At 64.0% G+C, this 21,110-nt stretch carries 16 protein-coding genes and 1 pseudogene; 6 read left to right on the top strand and 11 right to left on the bottom strand.

Annotated features, from left to right (window positions below; translation table 11 throughout):
- The first annotated feature begins 35 nt into the window (after nt 1-35).
- The gene (locus AC56LK_RS22485) at nt 36-524 is read left to right on the top strand and encodes a DUF1203 domain-containing protein (protein ID WP_497186695.1); all 489 of its coding nucleotides are present in this window, start codon (nt 36-38) and stop codon (nt 522-524) included.
- Here the strand turns inward: AC56LK_RS22485 and AC56LK_RS22480 are convergent.
- Nucleotides 495-3,092 (bottom strand): EAL domain-containing protein, encoded by a 2,598-nt coding sequence (locus tag AC56LK_RS22480; protein ID WP_497186694.1) that lies wholly within the window; start codon nt 3,090-3,092, stop codon nt 495-497. The two genes, AC56LK_RS22485 and AC56LK_RS22480, sit on opposite strands and share 30 nt — an antisense overlap.
- Before the next feature lie 280 nt (nt 3,093-3,372).
- Here AC56LK_RS22480 and AC56LK_RS22475 point away from each other — a divergent pair, with 280 nt between their 5' ends.
- Nucleotides 3,373-4,419, top strand: a complete 1,047-nt coding sequence (locus AC56LK_RS22475; RefSeq protein WP_497186693.1) for a M35 family metalloendopeptidase — start codon at nt 3,373-3,375, stop codon at nt 4,417-4,419.
- 227 nt (nt 4,420-4,646) lie between these two features.
- Nucleotides 4,647-5,735 (top strand): M35 family metalloendopeptidase, encoded by a 1,089-nt coding sequence (locus AC56LK_RS22470; protein WP_497186692.1) that lies wholly within the window; start codon nt 4,647-4,649, stop codon nt 5,733-5,735.
- Between the two features lie 44 nt (nt 5,736-5,779).
- On the opposite strand, the gene AC56LK_RS22465 is transcribed toward AC56LK_RS22470, so the two are convergent.
- The 6 genes from AC56LK_RS22465 to flhF are packed head-to-tail and all read right to left on the bottom strand — an operon-like array spanning nt 5,780 to nt 10,775.
- Entirely contained in the window at nt 5,780-6,274 is a 495-nt protein-coding gene (locus tag AC56LK_RS22465) for a hypothetical protein (RefSeq protein ID WP_497186691.1), read from the bottom strand.
- An 18-nt stretch (nt 6,275-6,292) separates the two neighbouring features.
- Nucleotides 6,293-7,021: a flagellar motor protein MotD gene (motD, locus tag AC56LK_RS22460; RefSeq protein ID WP_497186690.1), complete on the bottom strand. Its 729-nt coding sequence runs from the start codon at nt 7,019-7,021 to the stop codon at nt 6,293-6,295.
- A gap of 10 nt (nt 7,022-7,031) precedes the next feature.
- Nucleotides 7,032-7,775 (bottom strand): flagellar motor protein, encoded by a 744-nt coding sequence (locus AC56LK_RS22455; RefSeq protein WP_497186689.1) that lies wholly within the window; start codon nt 7,773-7,775, stop codon nt 7,032-7,034.
- Entirely contained in the window at nt 7,757-8,488 is a 732-nt protein-coding gene (locus tag AC56LK_RS22450) for an RNA polymerase sigma factor FliA (protein WP_497186688.1), read from the bottom strand. The genes AC56LK_RS22455 and AC56LK_RS22450 overlap by 19 nt, the downstream gene beginning before the upstream one ends.
- A gap of 36 nt (nt 8,489-8,524) precedes the next feature.
- On the bottom strand, nt 8,525-9,346 hold the full coding sequence (locus AC56LK_RS22445; protein WP_497186687.1) for a MinD/ParA family ATP-binding protein: 822 nt from the start codon (nt 9,344-9,346) through the stop codon (nt 8,525-8,527).
- A complete protein-coding gene (gene flhF / locus AC56LK_RS22440) occupies nt 9,339-10,775 on the bottom strand; it encodes a flagellar biosynthesis GTPase FlhF (protein ID WP_497186686.1) in 1,437 nt (478 codons plus the stop codon). The genes AC56LK_RS22445 and flhF overlap by 8 nt, the downstream gene beginning before the upstream one ends.
- Before the next feature lie 433 nt (nt 10,776-11,208).
- On the opposite strand from flhF, the gene AC56LK_RS22435 reads away from it, so the two are divergent.
- Nucleotides 11,209-11,361 carry a hypothetical protein gene (locus tag AC56LK_RS22435; protein ID WP_497186685.1) on the top strand — a complete coding sequence of 51 codons (153 nt, stop codon included), beginning with the start codon at nt 11,209-11,211 and terminating at the stop codon, nt 11,359-11,361.
- 104 nt (nt 11,362-11,465) lie between these two features.
- Here AC56LK_RS22435 and AC56LK_RS22430 read toward each other — a convergent pair whose 3' ends face one another.
- The 3 genes from AC56LK_RS22430 to flhB all read right to left on the bottom strand — a co-directional run bounded on the left by AC56LK_RS22430 (nt 11,466) and on the right by flhB (nt 16,127).
- Nucleotides 11,466-12,617 (bottom strand): MraY family glycosyltransferase, encoded by a 1,152-nt coding sequence (locus AC56LK_RS22430; protein WP_497186684.1) that lies wholly within the window; start codon nt 12,615-12,617, stop codon nt 11,466-11,468.
- Nucleotides 12,618-12,825: 208 nt separating this feature from the next.
- Nucleotides 12,826-14,946: a flagellar biosynthesis protein FlhA gene (flhA, locus tag AC56LK_RS22425; RefSeq protein WP_497186683.1), complete on the bottom strand. Its 2,121-nt coding sequence runs from the start codon at nt 14,944-14,946 to the stop codon at nt 12,826-12,828.
- Nucleotides 14,946-16,127, bottom strand: a complete 1,182-nt coding sequence (gene flhB / locus AC56LK_RS22420; RefSeq protein ID WP_497186682.1) for a flagellar biosynthesis protein FlhB — start codon at nt 16,125-16,127, stop codon at nt 14,946-14,948. Before flhB ends, flhA begins: the two co-directional genes overlap by 1 nt.
- 317 nt (nt 16,128-16,444) lie before the next feature.
- Here flhB and AC56LK_RS22415 point away from each other — a divergent pair, with 317 nt between their 5' ends.
- On the top strand, nt 16,445-16,759 hold the full coding sequence (locus AC56LK_RS22415) for a hypothetical protein (RefSeq protein ID WP_497186681.1): 315 nt from the start codon (nt 16,445-16,447) through the stop codon (nt 16,757-16,759).
- Between the two features lie 131 nt (nt 16,760-16,890).
- Nucleotides 16,891-18,216, top strand: a pseudogene (locus tag AC56LK_RS22410) (IS4 family transposase).
- A gap of 81 nt (nt 18,217-18,297) precedes the next feature.
- Here the strand turns inward: AC56LK_RS22410 and AC56LK_RS22405 are convergent.
- The gene (locus AC56LK_RS22405) at nt 18,298-21,102 is read right to left on the bottom strand and encodes a YjbH domain-containing protein (RefSeq protein ID WP_497186680.1); all 2,805 of its coding nucleotides are present in this window, start codon (nt 21,100-21,102) and stop codon (nt 18,298-18,300) included.
- Between the last annotated feature and the right edge of the window lie 8 nt (nt 21,103-21,110).

Raw genomic sequence — 21,110 nt, 5'->3', positions numbered from 1 at the left:
CGACCATGTCGCCTCCTCAATGTTCCGGAGCCCCCATGCAGCCATTTCCCTACCAAATAGCCCCCGTACGCGACGATTTCCTCGCCCGGGCGCGCCGCGATAGTATTGACGATCTCGGCCAGCCGGTCGAACGTATTTCCGCCATTGGGGGCGAGCCTTGCCGCGATGCCTTTCGCCGCGCTGAAGCGGGCGAAGCCCTGATACTGGCGAGCTATTGTCCGTTCCAGCATGCCGGTCCGTATCGGGAATACGGCCCGGTGTTCATTCTCGCGCAAGGCGCCGACAGCGTCATCCCGCCCACCCGGCTGCCGCTCGATGGCGTCCACCCCTACCTCGGCACCGGCTTCGTATTACGCGCATATTCGTCGGACGAGCGGATCGTGGACGCGGTGCTATCCACGCCCCGGGACGCAGTGGACCACCTGGAGCACCTGTTCGCCGACAGCGGCACGGCTTTCGTGCTGTGTCGATATGCCGCCTATGGATGCTACGCGCTACGGATCGAGCGCGATCGGATGCGATGAAACGGCCATGCGAAGCATCGCCTCGATGCTCTCCGGCGCGACCGGCCTGCTGAAGCAGTAGCCCTGCATCTGGTCGCAGCCGTGCTGCTGCAGGAAGGCCAGCTGCTCGCTGGTCTCGACGCCTTCCGCGATCACGTTCAGTTTCATCGAATGGGCCAGCGCGATCACGGCGTTGACGATGGCCGCGTCGTCGGCGTCCTGGGTCAGGTCCATCACGAAGGAGCGGTCGATCTTGAGGCTGTGGATCGGGAAGCGCTTCAGGCTGGCCAGGCTCGAGTAGCCGGTGCCGAAATCGTCGATCGCCAGCTGCACGCCCATCGCGGCCAGGCGGCCCATGGTCTCGGTGGCCGCCATCGGGTTTTCCATCAAGACGCTTTCGGTGATCTCGAGGGTCAGGCTGGCCGGGTCGCAGCCGGTCTCCTGGAGCAGCGCGGCGACGCGCTGGGCCACGTCCTGGCCCAGGAACTGGCGCGCCGACAGGTTAATGCTGATGCGCAGCGGGCTCAGGCCGGCGGCGCGCCATGCCACCTGCTGGCGCATGGCGGTGGCCAGCACCCAGTCGCCGATCGGCACGATCAGGCCGGTCTCCTCGGCCAGCGGGATGAAGTCCGCCGGCGACACCATCGGCCGGCCGAGCGGCTGCCAGCGCAGCAGCGCCTCGACCCCGGTCACCAGGCCGCTGCCGATGTCCACCACCGGCTGGTAGTACAGCAGGAATTCCTCGCGCTGCAGGGCGCGCTGCAGGGCGCCTTCCATGCGCAGGTGCAGTTCCGCCTGCTCGCCCATCTCGGCCGTGTAGAAGGAATACTGGTTGCCGCCCTGCCCCTTGGAGCCGTACATGGCGCTGTCGGCGCACTTGAGCAGGGTGGCGCTGTCCTCGCCGTCGCGCGGGTACATCGCGATCCCGATGCTCCCGGAGGGGAACACTTCCTGGCCGCAAAGAAGCATGGGCTGGAACAGGTTGTCGAGCAGCTTGCGCGCCACCTTGGCCGCATCGTCCTCGCCAGCCAGGTCGGGCAGCACCACCACGAATTCGTCGCCACCCTGGCGCGCCACGGTGTCGCTCTCGCGCAGGCTGCCGGACAGGCGGCGCGCGATCTCGACGATCAGGGCGTCGCCGGCATCGTGGCCAAGGCTGTCGTTGACGTGTTTGAAGCGGTCCAGGTCGATGAACATCAGCGCCACCTGGCGCCCGGCGCGGTGGGCGTGCATGATGGCCTGGCCGAGCCGGTCCTGCATCAGGATCCGGTTCGGCAGTCCGGTCAGGGCGTCGTGGTTGGCCATGCGCAGCAAGGCCTCCTCGGCCTTCTTCTGGCGCTGGATGTCCTTGATGACACAGATGAAGCGATGGTTGCCGTTCGCGTCGCGCATGCTCGAGACGTTGACGCTGACCCAGACCCGCGCGCCGTCGCGCCGGATCAGGCGCTTCTCGCGCTGGTAATCGCTGATCTCGCCGGTCTTCAGGCGGGCGTTCAGGGCCAGTTCTTCCGGCAGGTCTTCCTCGCAGGTGAGCTGCTGGAAGAAGCGCTGCAGCAGCTCGATTTCGGAATAGCCGAGGATCTGCGACATCTTGCTGTTGGTGCGCAGCACGCGGCCGTCGGCGCCCAGCAGCACGATGCCGACCGCGGCCTGGTTGAAGGTGAGGCGGAAGAATTCCTCGCTCTCCTGCAGGCGCAGCCTGGCCTTGCGGCGGAAGGTGATGTCCTGCCCGATCAGCAGCAGAATATAACCGCCGTCCTTGCGCGTGCGGCGGATGTTGAAGTCGACGTAGCGCACGCCGTCGGCGCGGCCGTCGAGCGTGACCAGCACGTTGTCGTGCGGCGCCCCCGACGCCAGCGCCTCGGCGGCCCGGTTGACCAGTTCCGGACTGGGGATCAGTTCTTCCAGTTCCAGCCTGTTCTCGTGCAGCAGGCCGTCGGGCACGCCCAGCAGGTCGGCCATCATGCGGTTCATCGAGCTGACGCGCAGTTCGGCGTCGACCACCACCAGCCCGGCCGGCATGCCGTCGATGACCTGTTCCAGGTAGTTCTGGTTCTGCAGGCTGCTGCGCTGGCTGGCATGGAAATAGGTGTCGAGCGCCAGGCCCATGTCGAAGCAGACGATCTTCAGCACCGCGTCGACGGCGGCATGGAAGCGCTCCGGCTGGCCCTGCAGGCGGCGCTCCAGCATGCCGACCAGCTCCGACAGGTACTTCCGGTAGGCGCCGATATACCACTTCGGATCGAGCCCGATGCGCTGGTGGGTGGCGCCCACGCGCAGGCGCTCGCGCATGTAGTCCTCGCCGTATTCGCCCGCCGTCAGGCTGCTGAAGTAGCTGGCCTGCAGGTGCCGCAGGCGCGCCTCGGCACCGGTGCCCAGCATGTCGCGCAGGCCGGGGAAGGACATCAGGTGCGCATAGAAGCGGTCCGAGAAGGCATCGCGGTGGCACTCGAGCAGCTCGTGCACGTCGCGCAGGGCCGCGACGTCGGTCTCGCCCAGTTCGAGGAAGGCCTTGCGTGCCTCCACCTCCTCGCGGTCGATCCCGATCTCGCGGGCGAGTTCGTCGACGAAATCATGGAGTCTGTTCATGGCCGGCCTCCTGCGCGTCCGGATTGGGATCGATGCTGGGTAATCATGGAAGGCCTGCCGAAGAGGGAGATATTTACGCCTGGATAATGTCATTGCATGATAGCAATGGCCTTGTCCTGAATCGAGCAAATAATCACGCATTATCACATCTGTTGTTTATAAGCCATATCGCCAGTGTGGTTTTGTTGCCCACAGTAAATAGACGCTTGGGATAACGCAAAGGCAGGGGCGGCATGGCGGCGCACAGTAGGCCGGTCCATCATCTTCTTGAGGAAAACCCATGCGCCGCGCTTCCGTGCTTTCCTGCCTGCTGGCCCTGACCACCCTGCCCGCGCTGGCGCAGGACGTGAGCGTGACGATCGCGCCGGTGCGCGACAAGTTTGCGCGCAGCGACGAGGTACTGGTACGCGTGACCCTGCTCAACACCAGCACCACGCCCCAGTTCCTGCTCAAGTGGCATACCCCGGCCGCCGGCGTCGAAGCACCGCTGTTCGAGGTGCTGCGCGAAGGCCAGCCGGTGCGCTACCTCGGCATCAAGGTCAAGCGTGCCGCCTCCGGTCCGGACGACTACCTGCGGCTGGAGCCGGGCGCGTTCCTGAGCAGCACGGTCGAGCTGTCGGCGCTGTACGAGATGAACGTGACCGGACCCTACCAGTTGCGCTACCGCACCGCCTCGAGCGGCCTGTTCGCCGGCGCCGGGATGCGGCCCATGCCCGGCACGCTGGCCTCGAGCCAGGTCGGGATCTGGATCGACGGCCGCCTGCCGCGCGGGGCGCGCCCGCCGGCCAAGCAGGCCGCTGGCGGCGGCGGCCTGGAATTCAGCAAGTGCTCGAACGCGCAGCAGGAACAGCTGGCGGCGGCCGTGGACGCGGGCAAGGCGATGACGGTCGACGCCCACAACTACCTGGCGGCCGGGGCCGGCGGAAACCAGTACGGCGCACGCTACGCCAACTGGTTCGGCGTGTTCGACGCCGGCCGCGCTACCACCGCCAGCGGCAATTTCACGGCCATCCGCGACGCCTTCGAGAGCAAGCCCCTGAAGATCGACTGCGGCTGCAACGAGGATTATTTCGCCTACGTCTACCCGGCCCAGCCCTACGCCATCTACGTCTGCAAGGCCTTCTGGACGGCGCCGCTGACCGGCACCGACTCGCGCGGCGGCACCCTGCTGCATGAGCTGAGCCACTTCGACGTGGTGGCCGCCACCGACGACCACGTGTATGGCCAGCAGGGGGCGGCCGAGCTGGCGCGCGTGGATCCGGCGCGCGCAGTGCGCAATGCCGATTCGCACGAGTATTTTGGTGAGAATTCGCCGCCGCAGCAGTAAGCTGGCCCCTGCCTGAATTTCTAGCACTTGTGTATACAAATTGCCAGCGCACGATTGCCGATTTTTGCGTTTTGTTGACACTTCACAAAAATTGTCACGCTCGCTTCAATTCAACTTTACACATGCCCATGTTTCCGTAAATATTCACTTAAGTTATCTCATGCCTCACGGATAACTCGATAAGGCTGGAGTAAAGCCGCATAAAAATTTTCATACGGAGAATGAGCATGAGCTTGAAAGGCAACTGGAAGTCGGCATTGGGCATGGCTGCGCTCGCGGCAGCATGCAACGCACAAGCGGCGCCGAAGGGCGTGGCGGTCACCGTGGTCCCCGAAAAGCAGGCGCTGGGGCAGAACGACGATGTGGTGGTGCGCGTTACCATCACCAATAACTCGGGCGCGCCACAGTACATCATGAAGGCGCGCACCCCCTTCGAAGGCATGGAGGAAGCGCTGTTCGACATCAAGCGCGACGGCCAGCCGGTGCCCTACCTCGGCGCCCACATCAAGCGCGCCGCCCCGACCCGGGCCGATTACTTCCTGCTCAAGCCGGGCGCCTCGCACAGCGTCAAGGTCGAACTCTCGGCCATGTACGACATGAGCGTCAGCGGCGACTACCAGATCAGCTACAAGCAGGTGTCGCCGCAGCTGTTCCTGGACGCCCCGGGCGACGCCGGCGGTGACGACGCCACCCTGGTGTCCGCGCCGGCCTCCGTGTGGATCGACGGCCGCGTCGCGCGCGGCCAGAAATCGCAGGTGATGCTCGACATCGAAGCGATGAAGCAGGCCGCCATCCAGCCGTCCGCCGCCAGCCTGAGCTTCAGCAGGTGCAGCACCACCCAGCAGACCACGATCACCCAGGCCATGTCGGCCGGCTCCGCCATGGCGAACGACGGCGACGCCTACATGCAGCGCGGCGTGATCGGCACCCGCTATACCAAGTGGTTCGGCGCCAACAACAGCACCCGCGTGGCCACCGTCAAGTCGCACTTCGCGGCCATCAAGGACGCCTTCGCGAACAAGCCCGTGACGGTCGACTGCGGCTGCAACAAGACTTACTACGCCTATGTGTATCCGACCCAGCCGTACAAGATCTACGTCTGCAAGGCCTTCTGGGCCGCGCCGATGACCGGCACCGATTCGAAGGGCGGCACCCTGGTGCACGAGATGAGCCACTTCAACGTGGTGGCGGGTACCGATGACCACGTGTACGGCCAGTCGGGCGCGGCCAACCTGGCGATCAGCAATCCGGACCTGGCGGTGCAGAACGCCGACTCGCACGAGTACTTCGGCGAGAACACGCCGGCGCTGAACTAAGCTGATACCCGCAATGACGACGGGCCGGAAATACCGGCCCGTTTTTATTTGCCGAAGCTGAACCTGACCGGCGCCGCCGGACTGCTCCTGACGGCCTCGAGCTGCGCGACATCCGCCAGCCACGGGCCGTCGTAGCGGATCTCGTAGCTGTGCTTGCCCTTCGCGAAGGCATACGAAGGCGTGATGTCGATGGTGTTCATGTGCATGGTGTGCGGCGCCACCGCCTGGTAGTCGCTGGCCGTGAGCGCGCCGCGCTTGACCATCATGCCGGTGTAGCCGACCGGCTTGCCTTTGGCATCGCGCAGGTCGAAGCGCCGTCCGGTGATCTCGTCGCCGGCGGCGACTTCGCGCGGGACGTAGATGGTGGTGTCGCCATGGTTCTCCACGATCAGGCGCACTTTGACCTTGCCCTGCGCGGTCTCGATTTCGAGCTGGTGGCGCACCTGCGCCTCCTTTTCCACCGCGCCGGCGGCGCCGGCCGTGCTCACCAGGCCTCCGAGGACCAGCAGCAGCGCTGGGGGAATACGTTTGACATGCATGGAATCTCCCGAAGTTTGTTATGGCATGGACGCCAGGATCATCACCGCCACGCGCCGGTTGCGCGCCTGGTTGGCCGGCGTGTCGTTCGGCGCCACCGGGCGCGTGGCGCCGTGGCCGATGGCGGACAGGCGCGCATCCTGTACCCCGTTCTCGATGAACAGCCGCACCACGCTGGCCGCGCGCACCGCCGACAGTTCCCAGTTCGAGGCGAACTTGTCGTTGGTGATCGGCAGGGTATCGGTATGGCCTTCGACCTCGATCCGGTGCGGGCCGTTCTTCAGCAACCCCGCCACCTCGCCCAGCACCGCGCGCGCATCCGGCTGCAGCACCGCTTCGCCCTGCGCGAACAGCACGCTGGCATTCAGTTCGATGCCGATGCCGCGCGCGTTCTGGGTCACCCTCACCTGGCCCGATTTCACCAGCGGCATCAGGGTCGAGGTCAGGTCTTTCGCCAGCACCTCCATGCGTTCGCGCTCGCGCCGCGCCGCTTCCTGTCGCTTGCGGTTGACGATGTGCGACAGCGGCAGCGCCGGCTCGACGCTGGTATGCGCCTGCGGCGCCACGCTGCGCCCGCCGAAGGCGTCGCCCAGCGCTTCGGACAGCACCGCGTACTTGCCTTCGTTGACGATCGAGATCGCGTACATCACGACAAAGAAGGCGAACAGCAGCGTGATGAAATCGGCGTAGGAGATCAGCCAGCGCTCGTGGTGTTCGCCGGGGCCGTCGTCGTAGCGTTTGCGCGCCATGAGCGGTGACCTAGTGGCGCGCCAGCAGGCTCGCCACCCGTTCGTCGACCACGCGGGTGTGGTCGCCGCTGGCGAGGTCGTGGAAGACTTCGGCGAGGATTTCGTACTGGGCCACCTTGTCGGTGACGATGGCCTTCAGCTTGTTCCCGACCGGGTAGAAGAACAGGTTGGCCAGCCCCACGCCGTAGACGGTGGAGACGAAGGCCACCGCGATGCCGGAACCGAGGCGCGACGGATCGGACAGATTTTCCATCACGTGGATCAGGCCCAGCACCGCACCGAGGATGCCGATGGTGGGCGCATAGCCGGCCGCCGACTCCCAGATGCGCGCCGCCTGGCGCTGCGAGAATTCATAGGCGCTGATCTCGCTCTCGAGCAGGCTGCGGATCTTGTCGGGGTGGATGCCGTCGACCACCAGGCGCAGGCCCTTCTGGATGAATTTGTCGGGGGTGGCCATGTACTGCTCGAGCGAGAGCAGGCCGTCGCGCCGCGCGGACAGGCTCCACAGTGCGATCTCGCGCGACAGCTTGTCGCGCCCGGACTTCGGCGGGAAGAACACCCAGCGCAGCATGCGCAGGCCCAGCATGAAGCTGCGCCGCTCGCTCTGCAGCAGGGTGGCTCCTAGCGTGCCGATCACCACGATCGCAAAGGCGGCCGGCTGCACCAGCGACGCGAACTTGCCGCCGTCCAGCGTATGGCCGACCAGCACGCCCGCGAGCGCGAGCGCCAGGCCGGCTACGCTTGCCCAGTCCACAACTGCTCCTTGAGGGCGGCGCGCAGGCGCGACACGGCCTGGGTGTGCAGCTGCGACACCCGCGATTCGCTCACGCCCATGACGGCACCGATTTCCTTCAGGTTCAGCTCTTCTTCGTAGTACAGGCCCATCAGCATCTTCTCGCGCGGCGGCAAGTTGTCGATGGCGTCGATCACGGCCTGGCGGAAACCGGTATCGAGCAGGCTGCGCAGCGGGTCGCTGTCGTCCACCGCATAGCGGTCGAGGAAGCCGTCACTGCCTTCTTCGGTGTCGTGGAAATCTTCGTAGTACAGCAGCTGGTGGCCGCCGCCGTCGCCCAGCATCTCCTGGTAGTCGGCGAGCGACATCTTGAGCGACTTGGCGATCTCGGATTCGCTGGCCGGGCGGCCCAAGCGCTGCTGCAGCGCCTCCATCGCGGCCTCGACCTTGCGCATGTTCTGGCGGGTACTGCGCGGCATCCAGTCGCTGTTGCGCAGCTCGTCCAGCATGGCGCCGCGGATGCGCAGCACGGCATAGGTCTCGAACTGGGCGCCGTGGTTGTCTTCGTAGCGGTTGATCGCATCGAGCAGGCCCATCATGCCGGCCTGCACCAGGTCATCGACTTCCACCGAAGGCGGCAGCTTGGCCTTCATGTGGTGGGCAAGACGCTTCACCAACGGCATGTGCTCCGTCAGCAAATGGTTCTTGTCCGCTTTCCCTTTGACCGTGTACATGCGCTCTGCTTATCTTTCCCGCTATTCGTGTTCTTATCAATGCCCGAGGTGAACGCTGCCTCCCCTGCTGCCCAGGCCCGGCATCGCGTGCAGCGCGAACCTGCCGGCAAGGCGGCGGAAGGCGACCGAGGCCCCCGCCAGCGGGAAGGCATCGACCACCGCCCGGCCCAGGCGCGCGGCGCGGTGCAGGTACTCGTCGGCCGGCACCGAACCCATGGCGCTCAGGCTGACCGCCAGGTAACGTGTTGCCGCGGTTGACATATTATCGTATACAAGCTTGGCCTCCGCCTCCGTCGCGCCGGTCACCAGGATGCCGAAGGGACGGCGGCCCAGCTGCTGCGCCAGGCGCTTGATCAGCGCATAGGCATTCGTGATCGAGGCGGCCGAGGTCCCGACCTGCACCACGATCTCCGAACTGGCCATCAGCGACAGCGGGAATTCCCCGCTTGGCCCGAGTTCGCCGTCGACCATTACGATGCCGGCCTGCTTGACCAGCACGTCGAAGGTCTTGGCCAGGCGGCGCATGTCCGCGCTGCCCTGCGGATGACCGAGCGAAGCGACCGAGAAGCCTTGCGGGACCTGGTGGATCACCTGGTTCAGGCCGCATTCCTGGCGCGCCACGTCCGCCAGCGTGGCGGCGCGGCTCAGGCCCAGGCGGCGCGCCACGCCGTAGTCGCGTTCGCAGGCGTCGACGATCAGGACTTCGTTCCCTAGCTGGGCCAGCGACGCGCCCAGGTTGACCAGCATGGCGCCCTTGTCGTCTTCAGGCGTCGCGGAGAGGAAGGTGACGATGCGCGGGCGCGGGCCCTGCAGCATCCGGCGCAGGCCTTCGGCCTGGTCGAAATCGAAACTAGCCAAGCTGCACCTCGCGCAGGTTGCGGTCCTGGCCAGCTGCGGCCATCATCATCGGCAGGTCGGCGTCGCCGAACTGGGCGGAGGCGTTACGGGTATTGCGGAAGGCGCGATCGATCAGCATGGCGCGGTCGGCCAGGTGCAGGTCTTCCGGGACGCGCTGGCCGTTCGAGATGTAATGCAGGTTCAGCTTCTGGCGGATGACCACGTCGAGCACGTTGCCGATCGAAGCGGCTTCGTCCAGCTTGGTCATGATGCAGCCGGCCAGGCCGCTGCCCTGGTAGGCGCGCACCACTTCGTTCAGGGTCTCGTTGGTCGAGGTCGCGTTCAGGCACAGCAGGCGCTTCACGTCGGCGCCGGATTCGGACAGCATGGCCACCTGTTCCGTCACCATCTGGTCGCGCTGCGACATGCCGATGGTGTCGATCAGGACGGTATGCTTGTTCTTGAGTTCTTTCAGGGCGATGCGCAGGTCGGCCTCGTCCTTCACCGAGTGCACCATCACACCCAGGATCTTGCCGTAGATGCGCAGCTGCTCGTGGCCGCCGATACGGTAGGCGTCGGTGGTGATCAGAGCCAGCTTGTCCGGGCCGTGGCGCATCACGCAGCGCGCCGCCAGCTTGGCGGTGGTGGTGGTCTTGCCGACGCCGGTCGGGCCGACCAGGGCGAACACGCCGCCGCGCGCCAGCAGGTCGTCTTCGTTGGCGATGGTGGTCAGGTTACGGGCCAGGACGGTCTTGATCCAGCGCAGGGCATCGGCCGCGTCCTTGGTGGCCGGCATCTTGTCGATCAGGTAGCGCGCCAGGGTGGCGGAGAAGCCGGCTGCCAGCATCTCGCGCAGCACGGCGGCCTTCTGCGGCTCGCGCTGCGCCGTGGCGTTCCAGGACAGTTCGGCCAGCTGGGTTTCCATCAGGCCGCGCATGGCGCGGATCTCGCTCATCATGCCGCTCATCTCGGCGGCGGCCGATTCCTTGGCCTGGGCGATGGCGGCGCTCATCATCTGGGTCATGGCCGCCATGTCGATCGCCGGCTCCTGGGCCGGGGCGCGGCGGTTGACATAGGTCGGCGGGACTTCCGGCTCGGCGGCCGGGGCAGTGCGGCGCTCGACGTAGGGCTGGCGGGCGAACGCATCCAGCTTCGGAGCGGCGGCGCGCGGCGCCGGCTGGCGTGGCTCGGGGGCCGCCGGGACGCGGGTGAAGACCGGTTCCGGGTCGAAGTCGCTGTCGAAGGCCTGGAAGCCCTGGAAGGACGGCTGCTGCGGCTCTTCGATGGCGGGGGAAGCCAGCGAGGCGACATCGTCGTTGTCCAGTGCCAGGATCTCGACCACGCCGTCGACCGGGCGGTTGGAGAGGATGACCGCGTCAGGGCCGAGCGCCTCGCGCACCTTGCGCAAGGCATCACGGGAAGTAGCCGCTGTAAATTTCTTCACGTTCATCATCGTTCTCCGCACTTCAACTGTACTGTTCTATTTGCGATGGGCACAATTGCCCGTCCATAGGCAGCATTATTGGCGATGCCGTGGGGAAACGATGCAGAGAACAGAAGCGGGAAAAGGACCTTATTCACTACAGCAGAAGCGCGACACCCTCCGCGGTTGTATGAGACTATGACAACTTAATTAATATCAACACCATTTATTTTCTAAATGCAACTATAACGTGGCGTGATGTCGTATATAAACGTCCCAAAAGTCTCACTAATTGTAACCAAATGCAATTTAGGTCATACTCTGTTCATGTTGTTCATGTACACGACTTCCGGCATAGATTGAGAGGCCCGCAATGAAGTTAAGATTACCGAAACGGCAGGCTGGAATCTCTGGTGGAGAAGCGCTCCTGGTGCACTGCTGCAGAACACTCGACAGCAGCATGCCAATCCTCAGGACGGCTTTCTTGATTGCGGGCGTGCTCGCGGCGGGTTTGCAACTCGGCCGCTCCGCCGACTTCCTGTTCGGCACAGGCCTGGTGCTGCAACTGTCGATCTGGTTCGAGAGCTGGTGGCTGAGGCGCCGGGCTCGTTGACCACCCTGCCCGCGCTCATCGGCAAGCTGCTTCAGTAGAATGAAACGACAACGCCGGCTGCACTACCTGTTCGGTAGTACGCGCCGGCGTTTTGCCATTGTAGATCAGGAAAGTTTTGCGTCGGTCGAAATGACGGCACTGCCGCCGGTACGGGTCTCTGCAAACCAACGCCCTCTCACCAGGCGGCCATATACGGCAACGTAGAGCAGCACCTGGGCAAGAACGATAGCAAGGCTGACCGGTGCCGAGGCTCCGACCAGTACGCTGACAGCCACGCACAGCGCCACCGCCGGCGCGATGAAGCACACCACGCCCGCATTGCGGTTCCACGGGCGGCTAGAGTCGCGGCGCACGTGTTTGAAGACCAGGCGGCGGAACACGAGCGTATGCAAGTGCAGGGCGTCCGGCTGCCCGGGGCTGACGTTCTGGATGACGCGGCGGCGGTAGATGCTGAACAGCACTTCGATGACCGGATACCCGCAGATCGCCAGCACCTGCCATGCGTTCACCTCCGGATTACGGACGAGCAGCAAGACTGCCATTTCCGACACCAGGAAACCGAGGAAGTAGGCTCCACCGTCACCCAGGAACAGCTTCCCGAACGGATAGTTAAACGCCAGGAAGCCCAGGGTCGCGCCAACGGTCAGCGCGCCCAGCGCCACGACCAGTCCGTCACCGTTCTGCATGGCGACCGCAGCCAGGCCGCCGGCCATGATGACGATGGTGCTGCCCGACAATCCATTGAAGCCGTCGATGATATTGATCGCATTCGAACCGCCCGATACGACCACGGCGGTAACGACAATCGCGAATGGCGTAAATGCCAGCAGTGCATCCACACCCCACAGGTCGAGCTCGCTGACGGTCGCGCCCAGCAAGGCACTGGCGATCATGGCGCTCAGGGCGGTGGCCACCAGGCGTACCCGAACGGACACGCGTTTCGTCACGTCCTCGATCACGCCAGCCAGGAAAGCCGGCAGGCTGGCGGCGAACAGAAGACCGAGCTCGGCCGAATGCACCAGACCCGCATCCTGCGCGAACGACTGGTATGCCAGCAGACCCAGCATGACACCGGCGATGACGCCGATACCGCCGATGCGCGGAACGGCGGTGGTATGCACTTTCTGCACGCCGCTCAAGTCATGATCGTGCGACAGCTTGCCATGCCACTTCTGCGATGCAACGATCAGCAAGCAAAACGCGAAACTGATGGCCAAAGCGGCTGAGCCGAGCTCAAGTAAATAAAATTCCGACATTGTTTAGTCAATTCGCCGAACTGTTCAAGCCAACTGAACAGTTGGTTGAGCGGATGGATGGTGATGCAACCGTGGTGCTTTTTGTTGCGCTTCAATTATTGGAGCAAGGCAAGATGTTATCACAACTGATTATCAACAGCTGAGTTCGTGCACCAAAATGGCAATGAATCTCATTTTGCTGCGATAAAACCACACGTGCTTATGCAAGCTACATTGGCACGCCAACCAGGCTGGTCACCCGGATCGTCTTGGTTTCCGGGATCTCGTTATGCGACAGCACCTTCAGGTTCGGCACCGCGCGGCGCAGGAAGCGCGACAGCAGCACGCGCAGCGGGGCCGGCACCAGCAGCACCGGGCTCAGGCCCATCTCTTCCTGCTGCGCCGCCGCATTGGCGGCCTGCTGGGCGATGGTATCGGCCAGGCCCGGCTCGATGCCGCTGCCGTCGCCACCGTTGCCCATGGCCTGCATCAACAAACGCTCGAGGCGGTTGTCGAGGGTCACCACCGACAGCTCGTTGGTGCCAGGGAAAAGCTGCTGCACGATCGCCCGGCCCAGCGCCACCCGCACCATGGCGGTCAGCTCGCCCGGATCCTGGGTCTGGTTGGCGTATTCCGACAGCGACTCGATAATGGTGCGCATGTCACGGATGTGCACGCCTTCCTGCAGCAGGTTCTGCAGCACTTTCTGCAGGGTCGACAACGACACGACCTTCGGCACCAGGTCTTCCACCAGCTTCGGCGTCTCCTTGCCCAGGTGATCCAGCAGGGCCTGCACTTCCAGGCGGCCCAGCAGTTCCGACGCATGGGTGGTGATCAAATGGTTCAGGTGGGTCGCCACCACGGTGCCGGCGTCGACCACGGTGTAGCCCATGCTCTGGGCTTCGTCGCGCAGACTGGCGTCGATCCAGGTGGCCGGCAGGCCGAAGGCAGGATCGACCGTCACCAGGCCCGGCAGCGTGCCGCTGGCCATGCCCGGGTTGATCGCCAGGAACTGGCCGTTCATGGCTTCGCCGGTGCCCACTTCCACGCCCTTGAGGGTGATGCGGTAGGCCGAGGGCTTGAGTTCCAGGTTGTCGCGGATGTGCACCGGCGGCGCCAGGAAGCCGACTTCCTGGGCGAACTTCTTGCGGATGCCCTTGATGCGCTTGAGCAGCTCGCCGCCCTGGGTCTTGTCCACCAGCGGGATCAGACGGTAGCCTACTTCCAGGCCAAGGGTGTCGACCGCCATGACGTCCTGCCAGGTCGCTTCTTCCGACTCGGCCGGGGCGGCTGCGCCGCCGGCAGCGGCCGTTGCCGCCGCTTCCGCCGCCGCGGCCGCTTCCTTGGCCGGGCCCTCCTTCTTGCGCTTGGCAATCATGTAACCGCTGCCGCACAGGGCGCTGCCCAGCAGCAGGAACACCAGGTTCGGCATGCCCGGGATCACGCCCAGCGCGAAGATGATGCCGCCGGTGATGTACAGGGCTTCCGGGCGGGCGAACAGCTGGTTGGTCACCTGGCTGCTGATGTCGTCCTCGTTGGCCACGCGCGACACCACCATACCAGCCGCGATCGAGATGATCAGCGAAGGAATCTGGGCCACCAGGCCGTCACCGATGGCCAGCAGCGTGTACACCTCGGCGGCCTCGCCGAAGCTCAGGTCGTGCTGCACCACGCCGATGATCAGGCCGCCGATGACGTTGATCAGCGTGATCATGATGCCGGCGACCGCATCGCCCTTGACGTACTTGGACGCACCGTCCATCGCACCGTAGAACTCGGCTTCCTGCGCCACTTCGTTGCGGCGCTTGCGGGCGTCGGCTTCGCCGATCAGGCCGGCATTCAGGTCGGCGTCGATCGCCATCTGCTTGCCCGGCATTGCATCCAGGGCGAAACGCGCGCCGACTTCGGCGATACGGCCCGCACCCTTGGTCACCACCGAGAAGTTGATGATGGTGAGGATGATGAACACGACGATACCGACCGTGAAGTTACCGCCGATGAGGAAGTGGCCGAAGGCTTCGACCACTTTACCGGCAGCGGCGCCGCCGGTGTGGCCTTCGGTCAGGACAATGCGAGTAGAAGCCACATTAAGCGCCAGGCGCAACATGGTGGAGATCAGCAGGATGGCCGGGAAGGCCATGAAGTCGAGCGGCTTGACCGTGTACAGGGCGGTCAGCAGAACGATGACGGACAGTGCGATGTTAAAGCTGAAGAACACGTCCAGCACGAAGGCCGGCAGCGGCAGGATCATCATCGCCAGCAGGACGATGATGAAGATCGGTGCGGCGAGCGCGCTGGCGCCCTTTGCCGCGAGGCCGCCCGCCCATGCCGGCAGTTTCATGCTGTTCATCAATGCAATGCTCCGTTATTGGTTCCTGCTCCCGGTCCCTTGTAGGCCGGGTCGTTCGGGTCCATCTCCGCCGGCACCGCCAGTCTGGTCGGGCGATCCGGGTACATTCCTTCGCCCTTCTTGTAGGCGCGCAGCTGGTAGACGTAGGCCAGGACTTCGGCCACGGCCGAGAACAGCTTCTCCGGGATCTCTTCGTCGATGTCGGTGTGCTTGTAGAGCGCACGGGCCAGTGCCGGGGCTTCCAGCAGGGTCACCTTGTGCTCGGCGCCGAGTTCGCGGATCTTGGCCGCCACGTCGTCGATACCCTTGGCCACCACGCGCGGCGCGCCCTTCTGGCCGTCGGCGTACTTCAGCGCCACCGCGTAATGGGTCGGGTTGGTGACGATCACATCCGCAGTAGGGACATTCTGCATCATGCGGCCGCGCGCCATTTCGCGCTGCATCTGGCGAATCTTGCCCTTAATCTGAGGATTGCCGTCCGACTCCTTCGACTCCTGGATCATTTCCTGGCGCGTCATCTTCATCTTGTCGTGGTAGTGATACAACTGCCACGGGCCGTCGATGGCCGCGATCACGCCCAGGGCGCCGGTGATGAACAGGAAAGCCTTGGCCACCAGCTCGCCCACGTGGGCGGTGCCGGAGACCAGCGGTTCGACCGCCAGGCCGATCACCGCTTCCTTCTGGCCCATGATGACGACCCAGGCCACGGCGCCGACCACCAGGGTCTTGGCGACGGCCTTCAGCAGTTCGATCAGGGCATTGGTGGAGAACATGTTGCCGATACCCTTGATCGGATCCAGCTTCATGAAGTTCGGGACGAAGGCCTTGGCGGAGAAGTTCCAGCCGCCGATCAGCAACGGCGAAGCGAGCGCGACCAGCATGATGAGGCCGGCCAACGGCAGGCAGGCGATCAGGACCGCCACCAGGTCGGCCGTGACGCGTTCGATCAGGACATTGGGGTTGTAGACCTGGTCGCGGCTGAGCGAGAGGCCGGACTGCATGGCCTGCTCAAGCTTGCCGATCAGCGAGCCGCCGCTCATCCACAGGCCGGCGCCCGCGGTCATCAGGACGGTGAAGGTGGCGATTTCGCGCGAACGGGGGACGTCGCCATCTTCGCGGGCTTTCTCGAGCCGCCTGGGTGACGCTGGTTCTGTCCGTTCTGCGTCGCTGTCGTCTGCCATCTTGCTTTCCCGTTCCGTGCGTGAGCTCTACCAGTCCAGCATTGTCGCTGATATTGCTCTACGCCTATAACCTGAATAGAGGAGGAATCCTCCCCGTATTCACAGGCCCGGGCAGGGCTGCCCTCTCTCGTCCGGAATAGGCCATCCCATGCCAGCCGCATAGACATCGGGGACTACATGCGCTAACGTGGGCTAGTTTGTCGGAACGACACGACTAATTCCCTCTTTTTTTAATGAGAGGAAATGTTTTGGTAATATAATGTGCTTGCAATTGATGCACTTGCACTTCTGTAATTTGAACAAATCAAGGACCCAACATGAAAAAGCTTCTCGTTGCTAGCGCTATCCTGAGCCTGCTGTCGACCCAAGTGCTCGCCCAGAGCACCACCACGACCCCGGCAACCAGCACCACCGGCGCAACCGGCACCACCGCAACCGGCACCGCTACCGGCACCACCGCTACCGGCGCCGCTGCCGGCACCGCCAGCACCGGCGGCCTGCTGGGCGGCACCGCCCTGGCTGGCCTGTCGACCACCACCCTGGTCGCGATCGGCGCTGCTGTTGCCGCCGTCGGCGTTGCCGCTTCGGACAGCGATTCGAGCACCAGCCACGCGGCTACCACCCACCACTAATCCGGTGGACGCTCGTCGTCCTGCTGTACATGAAAATGGCCGCTTCAGCGGTAATGCCGTTCAGTTAAGACTGAACGGCATTTTCATTTTGTGGTTGTAAACGTCGCACATCGCTGTTAACCTTCGTCGCCATGTTCGACGACACCCTGCATTTCCTGGCAAACCATCTTGAGTCTCCCGATTGGGCAAGGCTGGGAGAGCATTTGCCGTATGAATGGGTCGAGCAGGCCGTCCTGAGCACGGAAGCGACGAGTATCCGGCATCGGCGTCTGCCGGCTGAGCAGGTGGTATGGCTGATGGTGGCGCTGGCTTTGTACAGACACAAATCCATCAGCGAAGTGCTGGACGATCTCGGCTTGGCGATACCGGATTCACAAACACCGTTCGTCAGCAAGAGCGCTGCGGCGCAAGCGCGGCAACGTCTTGGATCAGAGCCGTTGAAGTGGCTATTCGAGCGCTCTGCAAGGCACTGGGTGGCGCAGGACAGGAAAGCCTACCTGTTCAAGGGGTTGCAGCTGTTTGCCATGGACGGAACGACCTTGCGCACCCACGACACGGCAGAAAATCGTGAGCACTTTGGAGCGCAAAGCTACGCCAGCGATACGGTCGCAAGCTATCCTCAGGTGCGAGGTGTCACCCTGACGTCACTTCCTACGCACCTGGTGCATAGCGCCGCGTTCGGACCATACTCGACCAATGAAATGCTGTATGCAAAGCAGCTTGTCGAGGCTATTCCGGACGAATCGCTGACGGTCTTCGACCGAGGCTTTCTGTCAGCCGAGATTCTATGCGGCCTGACCGGCAACGGCGCCGAACGGCACTACATCATTCCGTCCAAATCGAACACTAAATGAGAAGCGCTCGAAGCCGAAAGCGATGACATGCTGGTGCGCATGCGTGTCTCGCCACCGGCCAGGTCCAAGTGTCCAGAGTTGCCCGAGTTCTGGGAGGCGCGTGCAATTACCGTCGTCGACGCACAGGCCCGCAAACGCATCCTGCTGCCTTCGCTGCGCGACCGTCACCGCTACAAGCCAGCCGATATCGCCGCCTGTTATGACAAGCGCTGGGGAATCGAAACGAGTTACCGGGAGCTCAAGCAGACAATGCTCGGCACAGCGCTGACGCTGCGCTCGAAAACAGTGGATGGGGTATATCAGGAAATCTGGGGCACGCTCATTGCCTACAATCTGATCCGCCTCGAAATCGCCAAGGCCGCACTGGTGGTTAAATGCGGGCCGACCGAGGTGAGCTTCATTCGGGCCTTTCACCTGATCCAGTTCGAACTGCCTTGGGCAGGCGTCACCAGGTCATACGGAAAATTGCCCGCCTCGATGAAGCATTTGCGAGAAAGGCTGGTTAGCCTTCTGAAAGACGAACGGCCCGGCCGCAAATGCGACCGGGCCGTCAAGGCAATGCCGAAACGTTATGCCGTCCGGAAGGTCAAGAAACTACCTTAACTGAACGGCATTACCGCTTCAGCGGCCATTTTTTTTGTTCCACCACTGGAACCAGCTGTGGCGCCGACGGCGCCACCAGCATCAGTAGCTGCCGCTCCAGGTGACGGCAATCTGTTTCGCCCCCGGTACGACAGCAAAGCTCGACCTTGCATCGTCCCGCTGGGCCTGCCACAGCCAGCTGCCGATCGCATACCCCACCACCCCGCCGGCGACGACGTCCGACACCCAGTGCTTGCGGTCCGCCACGCGTCCCAGCGAGCCGACCGCCGCCAGGCCGTACAGCCATGGCGCATCGTATTCCTGGGCGAAGGGCGTGACGGCGGCAAAGGCAACGGCCGCGTGGTTGGACGGGAAGGAAGCGTCGGAGCGCTTGCCGCTGCGGCTGAAGGCGCCCAGCTCTTCGTCGGGTCGTGCGCGGCCGACGATGCGCTTGCTCACCATCGACACCCCGGCAGCGCCGGCGATCGACTGCAGCGAGATGATGCCCATGTTCTGCATCCGGCTGTCGCCGAAAGCGACTGCGGCGCCAGCGGCGCCGGCCAGCAGCACCGGCGCGGCCTTGCCAACATTACCCCATGCATCGACAACCCGTGACTCCTGGCGCGGACGCATCAGGCGGTCCACTGGTTTGTCGAGCAGCGCGCCGGCAGCGACGGCGCCACCGGCCAGCAAAGTCCCCTGCGCCCACTGCGGCAGGGTCGGCGTGGTCGATGCCGCCTGCTCGAGGCGCCAGCGGAAGTGCTGCCAAGCGCTCGGCAGCGGACGTACCGGCTGCGCGATGACGTCGAGGTGCTGCTCGTCCTTGCGCTCCGCGAAATTACCCAGACCATCATAGGCACTCAGGTCGCGGCGTGGATCCTCGAACAGCTCGTACAGGTCACCCGGGCTGCCCACCATCTGGCCGACGTCGCGCGTCCATGGCGAGATCGCAAACCCGGCGATGGCCTGGCTGTCCGAAGGCAGCATGATGTTCAGCGGGATCGACAGGAAGATACCCTTGTCGTTGTAGGGATCGGACGGCGTGCCGGGATTGGTGATGTCCTTGCCGTTGGTCTTGGTAAACCATGCGCCGACTTCCACGCCCGAACGGAAGCGCCGCTTGAATTCCAGGCGCACACCCTCGTCCTTCGCCAGGAAGCGGCCGGCGCGGCCGGTGACGGTCACGCCGTAGGGAAGCTGGTAATGCAGGGCGCCCAGCGCGGTCACGGTCTTGTAGTCGCGCGCACCGAGCCAGCCCTTGACGTCGCGCTGCTGGAGCGCGTCCACGGTCAGGTCGGCGGCCCAGCGGCGGTCCTTCGGCAGGTACAGGACCTGGCCGCCGGCGCCGCGGAACATCTCTTCGTACAGGCCGACCGAGGCACGCGCATACCAGTGCTCGTCCAGGGTCATGTACTTGTTGAGCAGGGCGCGGTTCAGCTTGAAGCGGCTGCCGCGCTTGTACTCGGCGATATCGGTTCGCACGTGCGGCAGCACGCTGTTCGACGGCTGGGTCACGCCCGATACGTTCTCGAGCAGGTTCAGCTTGAAGGCGCTGTTGAAATACAAGCCCTCCCCCACGCGCTTGTCGTAGTTCGCCGCGACCGAGGTCTCGTAGCGCAATGCGCCGCTCGGATCGTTGAAGAAGAACGACACCTTCGGCTGCAGCTTGAAGCGGTTCGCTTCGCGGTCTTCCGAGCTGACCTGCACGATGCTGCCTTCGTGGCCGACACGCACCCCAAGCGCTTCACCCTCGTCGCGCAAGGCGGCAAGCATACCTCGCTGGTCGTCCCCGACCTTGTCGCCGGGGTTGGAGTAGCGGACCAGCACGGTCTGCAGGAAGGTTTCGCGATCGCCCACACCGGTCAGGTAATCGGCCAGGCTCGGGAGATCCAGGAACTCGTAGGTCGCCAAGGGCTGTTCGAGTTTGGTGTAAGTGATATGGATCGACTTGGTCCCGGTAGGGGCAAACGCCAGTGCGGTACGGCTCGCTCGCCCTATTGCCCGCCCAAGCTCCGAAATACGGTTGTTGGTCAGCGTCAGGCGCAGCGTCGTACCGTTCATTTCGGCACGGATATGCTGGAAATTTTGCTTGACGAGAGCCTGCACGAGCTTGGCGCCGTGGCTGCCGTCCTGCTGCCACGCTTCGATGCTCACGCGGGCGGGAGCGGATTTTGCCTGGAAGTAGGCTGGCTCGAATAGCTTGGGAATGAATTCGCGTTCAGAAAACGGGAATGTGATGTAAGCATTCGCACTGAAGTGGTCACGGTGTCGCGCGATTTGGGCGCCGAGCCAACCCCAACGATACTCTGCAGCGAGGACAGGTCCCTTTCGCCTTTTCCCGGCGTCAGTGTCAGCCGCGCGGAAATCCCTGCGATAGTCGTTGGCATCGTACTCTGCAACAAGTGCCAGGGCAGGTGCCGACTCCGGCACCCAACGAACACCCGCGAACACGCCGGATGGCCGCCTACGGCCGAAACCCAGGCTGGCTTCGATGTTCTTTGCCTTGCCAAACGTCTTCGACGCTACGACATAGTGTCCCTGGAACAACTCAGTACCGAACAGGTCAGTCGCACCCACTGCGATAGCCGGCAACCATGTCGACTCGCTCAGCAGGCCAAATTTTGCGTCGACGACTTTGTCTTTGTAGCGGCCGTACTCGCTGCCATACTCGCCTTTGTTACGGTTAAAACCTGGAATGCCGGTGATCGAAACATAACGACCGGTCATCTGGAGGAACGGCAGCGGTGTCACCGTAGCCCAGAAACTGCCGTAAGGGCTGTCGTAACTATATCCAGCGGTAAAGGTCGCGTCGGTTTCGATGACGGCACTAGGCATGTTGACATACCCCGACTGGCCTTGCACGGTCGGAGCAGCTGCGAAGGCATTGGCAACGGCGAGCGTCAGCATGCCGCCCA

It is taken from the genome of Telluria sp. ZB4P36, from assembly GCF_059685865.1.
Note: the sequence above shows the minus strand (reverse complement) of the source record. Positions and strands in the feature narration are given on the sequence as shown.

Bases quoted from the DNA above. Each gene is read 5' to 3' on its own strand.
- AC56LK_RS22450 (WP_497186688.1), bottom strand. From the start codon at position 8,488: ATGTACACGGTCAAAGGGAAAGCGGACAAGAACCATTTGCTGACGGAG.
- AC56LK_RS22415 (WP_497186681.1), top strand. From the start codon at position 16,445: ATGAAAAAGCTTCTCGTTGCTAGCGCTATCCTGAGCCTGCTGTCGACC.
- AC56LK_RS22475 (WP_497186693.1), top strand. From the start codon at position 3,373: ATGCGCCGCGCTTCCGTGCTTTCCTGCCTGCTGGCCCTGACCACCCTG.
- flhB (WP_497186682.1), bottom strand. From the start codon at position 16,127: ATGGCAGACGACAGCGACGCAGAACGGACAGAACCAGCGTCACCCAGG.
- AC56LK_RS22485 (WP_497186695.1), top strand. From the start codon at position 36: ATGCAGCCATTTCCCTACCAAATAGCCCCCGTACGCGACGATTTCCTC.
- AC56LK_RS22480 (WP_497186694.1), bottom strand. From the start codon at position 3,092: ATGAACAGACTCCATGATTTCGTCGACGAACTCGCCCGCGAGATCGGG.
- AC56LK_RS22465 (WP_497186691.1), bottom strand. From the start codon at position 6,274: ATGCATGTCAAACGTATTCCCCCAGCGCTGCTGCTGGTCCTCGGAGGC.
- motD (WP_497186690.1), bottom strand. From the start codon at position 7,021: ATGGCGCGCAAACGCTACGACGACGGCCCCGGCGAACACCACGAGCGC.
- AC56LK_RS22405 (WP_497186680.1), bottom strand. From the start codon at position 21,102: ATGCTGACGCTCGCCGTTGCCAATGCCTTCGCAGCTGCTCCGACCGTG.
- flhA (WP_497186683.1), bottom strand. From the start codon at position 14,946: ATGAACAGCATGAAACTGCCGGCATGGGCGGGCGGCCTCGCGGCAAAG.
- AC56LK_RS22435 (WP_497186685.1), top strand. From the start codon at position 11,209: ATGCCAATCCTCAGGACGGCTTTCTTGATTGCGGGCGTGCTCGCGGCG.
- AC56LK_RS22430 (WP_497186684.1), bottom strand. From the start codon at position 12,617: ATGTCGGAATTTTATTTACTTGAGCTCGGCTCAGCCGCTTTGGCCATC.
- flhF (WP_497186686.1), bottom strand. From the start codon at position 10,775: ATGAACGTGAAGAAATTTACAGCGGCTACTTCCCGTGATGCCTTGCGC.
- AC56LK_RS22470 (WP_497186692.1), top strand. From the start codon at position 4,647: ATGAGCTTGAAAGGCAACTGGAAGTCGGCATTGGGCATGGCTGCGCTC.